This window comes from Mesorhizobium sp. M4A.F.Ca.ET.050.02.1.1, assembly GCF_003997725.1.
Lineage (GTDB): Bacteria > Pseudomonadota > Alphaproteobacteria > Rhizobiales > Rhizobiaceae > Mesorhizobium.
Window position 1 is genome coordinate 1 of record NZ_RZSG01000325.1, and the last position, 6,386, is coordinate 6,386.

A 6,386-nucleotide genomic window follows, 5' to 3' on the forward strand; every position below is an offset into this window, starting at 1 on the left:
GGTAGATGACGTCGCCGACCGTCGCCGGGATCACGTTGACGCTGCCCGCCGGCGGAGCGTCGGCGACGAGGCGCAGCTTTTCCGGCCGCACCACCATCAAATGGCAGCCGGCGGCTGGCGCCGCAGACGTCATGCGGATCTTCCTGTCCTCATACCAGACGCTGCCGTTGCGGCTTTCGACCGGGATGAAGTTGGAATCGCCGATGAAGCCGGCGACGAAGCGCGTTTTGGGCGCGGCGTAGAGCACTTCCGGCCGGTCGATCTGCTCGATGCAGCCGGCATTCATGACGGCGATGCGATCCGACATGGTGATCGCCTCGCGCTGGTCGTGGGTGACGTAGACGGTCGTCATGCCCAGCCGGCGATGCAGATTGCGCAATTCGATCTGCATGTGTTCGCGCAGGCTCTTGTCCAGGGCCGAAAGCGGCTCGTCCATCAGCACGATGCGCGGTTCGAAGACGATGGCGCGGGCCAGCGCCACGCGCTGCCGCTGGCCGCCGGAAAGCTGGTCGACGCGGCGCTCGCCGAGCCCTTTCAACTGCACGAGGTCCAGCGCCTTTTCGACGCGCTCGGCCGTCTCCGACGCCGAGACGCGGCGCTGCTTCAACGGAAACGCGATGTTGTGGAAGACATTCATATGCGGGAACAGCGCATAGTTCTGAAACACCATTCCGATGTTGCGCCGGTGCGGCGGCATGGCGATGATCTCCTCGCCCCCGACCTTGATGCTGCCGGCATTCGCCCTGACGAAGCCCGCCAGGATCATCAGCAGCGTCGTCTTTCCCGAGCCCGACGGGCCAAGCAGCGTCAGGAATTCGCCGGCGGCGACATCGAGCGAAAGATCGCGCAGCACCGAGACGCCGCCGAACCTCTTCTCGATGCCGCTGATGCCGATTGGAAGCGCGGTCGGCGCGATGGACAAAAGCATCTCCCTGGACTCCGGATCATTCATGGCGGGACGGAGCTGGGCAGCGCCTGGACGCTGCCCCGACCGGTGCCACCCTGTCTATTGCTGGATCAGGTTGTCGAACTTCTCGGTCGCCTCCACGAGGGTGTCGCGCCAGAACTCGGGATCCTGCAGCACCTGCTTCTTGACGTTGTCCGGCGCCGAGTTGATGTCCTTGATCCGCTCCGGCGGGATCTTGCCGGTCTCGAAGGCCTTCTCGTTCGCCGGGCCGTTGTCGACATAGAGCGGCAGGTTGGCCTGAAGGTCGGGGCTGACAAACTTGGCCAGCGCCTTCATGGCGAGGTCCTTGTTCTTCGAGCCCTTGGGGATGACCATGCAGTCGGCGGTCAGAACGCCTTGGTCGAAGGAGAAGCTGACCGGCGCGCCTTCCTTCCGCAAGGTGCCGGCGCGGCCGTTCCAGATGCTTGCCATGTCGACCTCGCCGTCCTTGACGAGCTGCATGGCCTGCGCGCCGGAGGTCCACCAGGCGTCGACATGACCGCGGATCTTGTCGACGGACTGCAGCGCACCGTCGATGTCGACCGGATAGACCTTGTCGATCGGGATGCCCTTGGCAAGGGCGGCGACGCTCAGCGTTTCCGTCGCCTGGCTGCCTGAGAGCGCGCGGCGGCCCGGGAATTTCTCGACATCCCAGAAATCGGCCCAGGTCTTCGGCCCCTTGTCGCCGAAAACGTCGGTCCGGTAGATCAGCACGACCGAGGTGTAGGAGATGCCGACCCAGTCGTCATGGACGAGCTTGGGATTGATGCCGCTTCTGTCGATGACGCTGTAGTCGAGTTTCTCGAACAGGCCTTCCTTGGAGCCGCGCGCGCATTCGTCGGCGCCGAGCTCGGTGATGTCCCATTTGACGGCATTGCCGGTGACCTGCAGGCGCACGTCGTCGAGGCCGTTGGTGGTGTCCTGCTTGATGGTGATGCCGAGTTCCTTGGCCGTGGGATCGAAGAAGGCCTTGGTCTCCGCCTCCTGATAGGTGCCGCCCCAGGAGGCGGCGGTAATGGTGTCGGCGGCCGATGCCGGGACGGCGACCGAGGCCAGCAGCCCCGCGACCGCAAGGCTCTGAATGCAACGCAGCTTCGTCATTTTCGCTTCTCCAACCGGTGTTCCCATTATCGTTGATTTGGTATGCTAATTTGTATACAATTTTGAGTGTAATTCGTCGGAAGCCGATGTCAACACGCGCCAAGCAATTTATGGTGACGAAAGACGGAGGCGAGAGCCGGAGTGCTTGCCGTTCTCGAAACGGTCCTGTTTCAAGCAAGCGCTAAAAGGCCCTAAACTGCGAAACCACGACAGACCGTTGGAGGCGGGACGCTTGAGCAAGGAAAGAAAGAACACGCTGCGCGATTCGGTGTTCGAGAAGCTGAAGGCGCTGATCATCACCGGCCAGATCCCGCCCGGCTCCCGCGTCACGGAGACCGACATGGCCGAGCGCCTAAAGGTCAGCCGCACGCCGGTGCGCGAGGCCTTCAACCGGCTGGAGCGTGACGGCCTGATGATCGGCCGCCCGCGCCAGGGCTATGTCGTGGCGGAGTTCAACCTGACCATGTTCCGCGAGGCCTTCGACATCCGCGAATTGCTCGACGGGCGCGCGACCGAACTGGCGGCGGCCACCGCCACCGCCGCCGACAAGACGAGGCTGCGCGCGATTCTTGCCGAATGCGAGCGGCTGGCCGCGATCCCCGACCGCGGCACCAGGGAGCAGTTCGAGGAATTGCAGGTCGGCATCGATTTGCACCGCGTGATTGCCGAAATCGGCGGCAACGAAATGCTGCACGGCATGCTCTGCGTCATACTCGACAAATGCCAGCAATATGTGTGGACAGAGCTCCTGTGGCTGGACGAGTGGAAGGTCACCCGCGAGGAACATACCGGCATCGTCGAAGCGATTTGCGCCGGCGACGTGGCCCTGGCGGGCGATCGCGCCCGCGCCCATGTGCGTGGGTCGCGTGAGAACATCCTGCGCCTGCTACAGGCCAAGTCCGACTATCAGGGTTTTTTCGCCAAGGCGTCGTGAGCCAAGCGGTCAATTGGTAAGCAAAGGGCAATTGGCGCCACGCCGCAGCCTGATGTGCGCCACGTCGCCGACGCTGAATTGAAAACCGTCAGCGCGGCGCGGAGCATCGATGATGATGGATGTCCCCTGCCCCAGTTCGGCGTGGAGGCGCAGCGTGCGGCCATGAAAGACAACGCCGCTTACCCGCGCCGGCGCGGTGCCATCGGCGGCCTCGGTGGTCGCCAAAAGGTCCTCAGGACGCACGCCGATGGTGCGTGTGTCTCCGGCGGCCGGCGCCTCGCCGGTGTCGGATACAGCTTCCAACGCCAGCTCGCCAGCCGCAAAGCGCAGGCGCTCGCCATCGCGGCCGACGAAGCGCGACTGCAGGAGGTTCATGGTGCCGATGAAGGAGGCGACGAACTTCGTCGCAGGGCGGTCGTAGAGAATCGCCGGCGGCGCGATCTGCTCGATGAGGCCCTTGTTCATGACGACGATGCGGTCGGAGATCGACAGCGCCTCGGTCTGGTCATGGGTGACCATGACGAAGGTGGTGCCGAGGCGGGATTGCAGCCGCTTCAGCTCGACCTGCATCTGCTCGCGCAGATGCGCGTCAAGCGCCGACAGCGGCTCGTCGAGCAACAGAACGCGCGGCTGGCAGACGATGGCGCGGGCAAGCGCGACGCGCTGGCGCTGGCCGCCGGAGAGTTCGAAAACGCGGGCGCCGAGCTTGTCGGCAAGGCCGACCATGTCGAGCGCCTCGCCGACGCGTTTCGCCTGCTCGGCGCCGGACAGCCCGCGTAGCGACAGGCCGAAGCCGACATTCTCTGCGACGTCCATGTGCGGGAAGAGCGCATAGTCCTGGAAGACGGTATTGACCGGGCGATCGAAGGGCCTCAGGCCCGTTATGTCGCGGCCCTCAAGCAGAACATTGCCGCTGGTCGGGCTCTCGAAACCGGCAATGACGCGCAGGCTGGTGGTCTTGCCGCAACCGGACGGGCCGAGCAGGGTCAGGAACTCACCCGGAGCGATATCTAGCTCGACGGCGTCGAGACCAACCACACCACCCGGAAAGACCTTTGAGACCTTCTGCAATCGAACGAGCGCATCAGGCGCCATCGCGCACCTCGGAGGGTTTTGTCGTGTTGACCCAAAGGATCTCGCAGCGCTCGGCGCCGGGGTTGCGGAAGGCATGCAGCAGCGTGCTCTTGAAGGCAAAGCTGTCGCCGGCCTTGAGCACGTAGGAGGTTGCGTCCACCACCAGTTCGACCTCGCCGGCCATCACGAAGCCGAACTCATGGCCTGCATGGGCGTAGGCCTCGGCCGTTCCGCCGCCGGCCTCGACGCTCACCAGCATGCCGGTGAGCGTCGCGGCAGGCGGCGACAGCAGCGCCTTGGCGATGCCTTCCGACTTGACGGGGATCTGCCGCCGCTTGTCGGCGCGCACGCAGTAGAGATCATTGACCGCCTCATTGCCGTCGGCGATCAGTGCCGACGGTTCGATGTCTAGCGCGGCTGCAAGCGGCCAGATCACCTTGACGCGCAGCGATGACATGCCGCGCTCGATCTGGCTGAGCGCGCCTATCGAAATGCCGGCTTTTACCGCAAGCTCGGCCAGCGACAGCTTGCGCTCCAGCCTGAGCGCCCGCACGCGCCGGCCGACGCGCACATCGGCATCGTCCTTCGGCTTCTCGGCCGATTCGTCAAAAACATCCATGCGTTAGTCCTTGTTTGGTCTCTTTACCGGTGCGGCGCAGCGCCGCCAGCCTCCCCTTCTCCCCTTGTGGGAGGAGGTGTCGCCGAAGGCGACGGATGAGGGGTGTTCCAGCTTGGCAACGACGGCGATCCGTCCAACACCCCTCATCCGTCTCGGCGCTGCGCGCCGATCCACCTTCTCCCACAAGGGGAGAAGGTGGAGCCGCAGCTTACCCCCCGGCCTTCACCTTCTCGAACATCTTGGCGACGTCGTCATTCTGCTTCATCGGCCCGGTGAAGATCGTGGTCTTCAGCATCACTTCCGGATCCGACGGCAGTTGCAGCTTGTCCAGTTCGTCCTTCGCCACGCCGGCGAAAGCTGTGCTCAGCGAACTGCCATAGCCATAGGACTGGATCAGATACTTGCCCGAGTCGGCGTCCAGCCGGCTGTTGATGAAGTCATAGGCGAGATCGACGTTCTTGGCGTCCTTCAGCATGACGAAGCCGCAGGACCAGGTCAGCATGCCCTCCTTCGGCTTCATGAACTCGACCGGCACGCCCTGTTTCTTCAGCGATGTGGCCGACGCGTTCCAGGTCACGGCGGCGACGAGCTGGCCGCTTGCCAGCGCCTGTTCGACCGAGGTCATGTCGGTGGTGTAGCTGGACAGCAGCGGCCGCTGCTCGCGCAGCTTCTCCGCCACCTTGTCCATCTGCTCCGGAGTCATGTCGAAGGGGTTCACGCCGGCGAGCAGTGCCGCGACGATCGGCGTGTCATGCACGGCGTCGATGGTCGCCATGCGACCGGCATACTGCTTGTCCCACAGAAGCTTCCAGCTCGCCTCGGGGTTCTTGACCAGATCGGTGCGGTAGAGGATCGAGGTGTTGCCCCAGTCCCACGGCACCATCCAGACCTTGCCGTCGCCGGCCTGGATGTCGGGCAGGTTCTTGAACACCGGGAAGATTGAATCCCAGTTCTTGATGCGCTTGGTGTCGATCGGCTGCAGCAGGCCTTCCTTGTTCCAGCGCGCCACCTTGTCATAGCAGGGGTGCGCGATGTCCGGCCGGAAGCCGGCCTTGACCTTGGTGAAGGCGTCGTCGTCGTCGCCGAAGATCGAGGCCTCGACGCCGTCCGGATGGGCCGCGAGGAAGCTCTTGTTGAAGTCGGGCAGTTCGTAGCCGGACCATGTGAAATACTGCAGCTTGTCGGCGGCAAAGGCGACGGTCGACGACAGCGCGAGCGCCAGGGCCGTAAGGCCGGCGCGGGTCTTGTGTCCGGTGATCGATTTCAGCTGGAATGTCATTTTCGTTCTCCTCTCTTTCGTTGTTGTGGTTCAGGCTGGATTGGCGGCGGCTGGCCGGCGCGCAGCGCCAAGGCCGCGGTGGCGCAGGATTTCGGCAGTGCCGGCAATGATGAAGGACACGGCCAGGATCACCGTTCCGAGCGCCATGACGATCGGCAGCGAGCGCGGGAAGCGCAGCTGGCTCCAGATGTAGAGCGGCAGCGTCGGCTCGGTGCCGGCGAGGAAGAAGACGACGATGAACTCGTCGAAGGAGATCAGGAAGGCAAGCATGAAGGCCGACAGCACGGCCGGCACACTCAGCGGCAGCATGACGCGTCGGAACGTCGTCCAGTCGGACGCGCCGAGGTCGAGCGCCGCCTCGCGGATGGTCTTCGGGATGGCGGCGAAGCGGCTGCGCATGACGACCACTGTCGTCGGCAGCGCGACCAGGATG

The 6,386-nt window shown here is 64.3% G+C and carries 7 protein-coding genes; 1 reads left to right on the plus strand and 6 read right to left on the minus strand.

The window, feature by feature from the left end; translation table 11 throughout:
* Together EOA33_RS20245 and EOA33_RS20250 are read right to left on the minus strand one after the other, a co-directional pair.
* Window positions 1–922 (minus strand): ABC transporter ATP-binding protein (locus tag EOA33_RS20245; protein ID WP_145989211.1); only part of this gene is annotated, 922 nt, incomplete at its 3' end.
* Between the two features lie 84 nt (window positions 923–1,006).
* Window positions 1,007–2,047 (minus strand): ABC transporter substrate-binding protein, encoded by a 1,041-nt coding sequence (locus EOA33_RS20250; protein WP_127406398.1) that lies wholly within the window; start codon window positions 2,045–2,047, stop codon window positions 1,007–1,009.
* A 232-nt stretch (window positions 2,048–2,279) separates the two neighbouring features.
* On the opposite strand from EOA33_RS20250, the gene EOA33_RS20255 reads away from it, so the two are divergent.
* Window positions 2,280–2,981: a GntR family transcriptional regulator gene (locus tag EOA33_RS20255; protein WP_189363166.1), complete on the plus strand. Its 702-nt coding sequence runs from the start codon at window positions 2,280–2,282 to the stop codon at window positions 2,979–2,981.
* A 9-nt stretch (window positions 2,982–2,990) separates the two neighbouring features.
* On the opposite strand, the gene EOA33_RS20260 is transcribed toward EOA33_RS20255, so the two are convergent.
* The 4 genes from EOA33_RS20260 to EOA33_RS20275 all read right to left on the minus strand — a co-directional run.
* The gene (locus EOA33_RS20260; protein WP_127406400.1) at window positions 2,991–4,076 is read right to left on the minus strand and encodes an ABC transporter ATP-binding protein; all 1,086 of its coding nucleotides are present in this window, start codon (window positions 4,074–4,076) and stop codon (window positions 2,991–2,993) included.
* Window positions 4,066–4,674, minus strand: a complete 609-nt coding sequence (locus tag EOA33_RS20265; protein WP_126056005.1) for a cupin domain-containing protein — start codon at window positions 4,672–4,674, stop codon at window positions 4,066–4,068. Before EOA33_RS20265 ends, EOA33_RS20260 begins: the two co-directional genes overlap by 11 nt.
* 208 nt (window positions 4,675–4,882) lie before the next feature.
* Window positions 4,883–5,953 (minus strand): ABC transporter substrate-binding protein, encoded by a 1,071-nt coding sequence (locus EOA33_RS20270; RefSeq protein ID WP_127406401.1) that lies wholly within the window; start codon window positions 5,951–5,953, stop codon window positions 4,883–4,885.
* A 30-nt stretch (window positions 5,954–5,983) separates the two neighbouring features.
* The coding region (locus tag EOA33_RS20275; protein WP_127406402.1) for an ABC transporter permease subunit at window positions 5,984–6,386 on the minus strand (403 nt) is incomplete at its 5' end.

What these genes read in the sequence shown, in the direction of transcription:
- EOA33_RS20265 (WP_126056005.1), bottom strand. Translation starts at nt 4,674, where the DNA reads ATGGATGTTTTTGACGAATCGGCCGAGAAGCCGAAGGACGATGCCGAT.
- EOA33_RS20260 (WP_127406400.1), bottom strand. Translation starts at nt 4,076, where the DNA reads ATGGCGCCTGATGCGCTCGTTCGATTGCAGAAGGTCTCAAAGGTCTTT.
- EOA33_RS20270 (WP_127406401.1), bottom strand. Translation starts at nt 5,953, where the DNA reads ATGACATTCCAGCTGAAATCGATCACCGGACACAAGACCCGCGCCGGC.
- EOA33_RS20250 (WP_127406398.1), bottom strand. Translation starts at nt 2,047, where the DNA reads ATGACGAAGCTGCGTTGCATTCAGAGCCTTGCGGTCGCGGGGCTGCTG.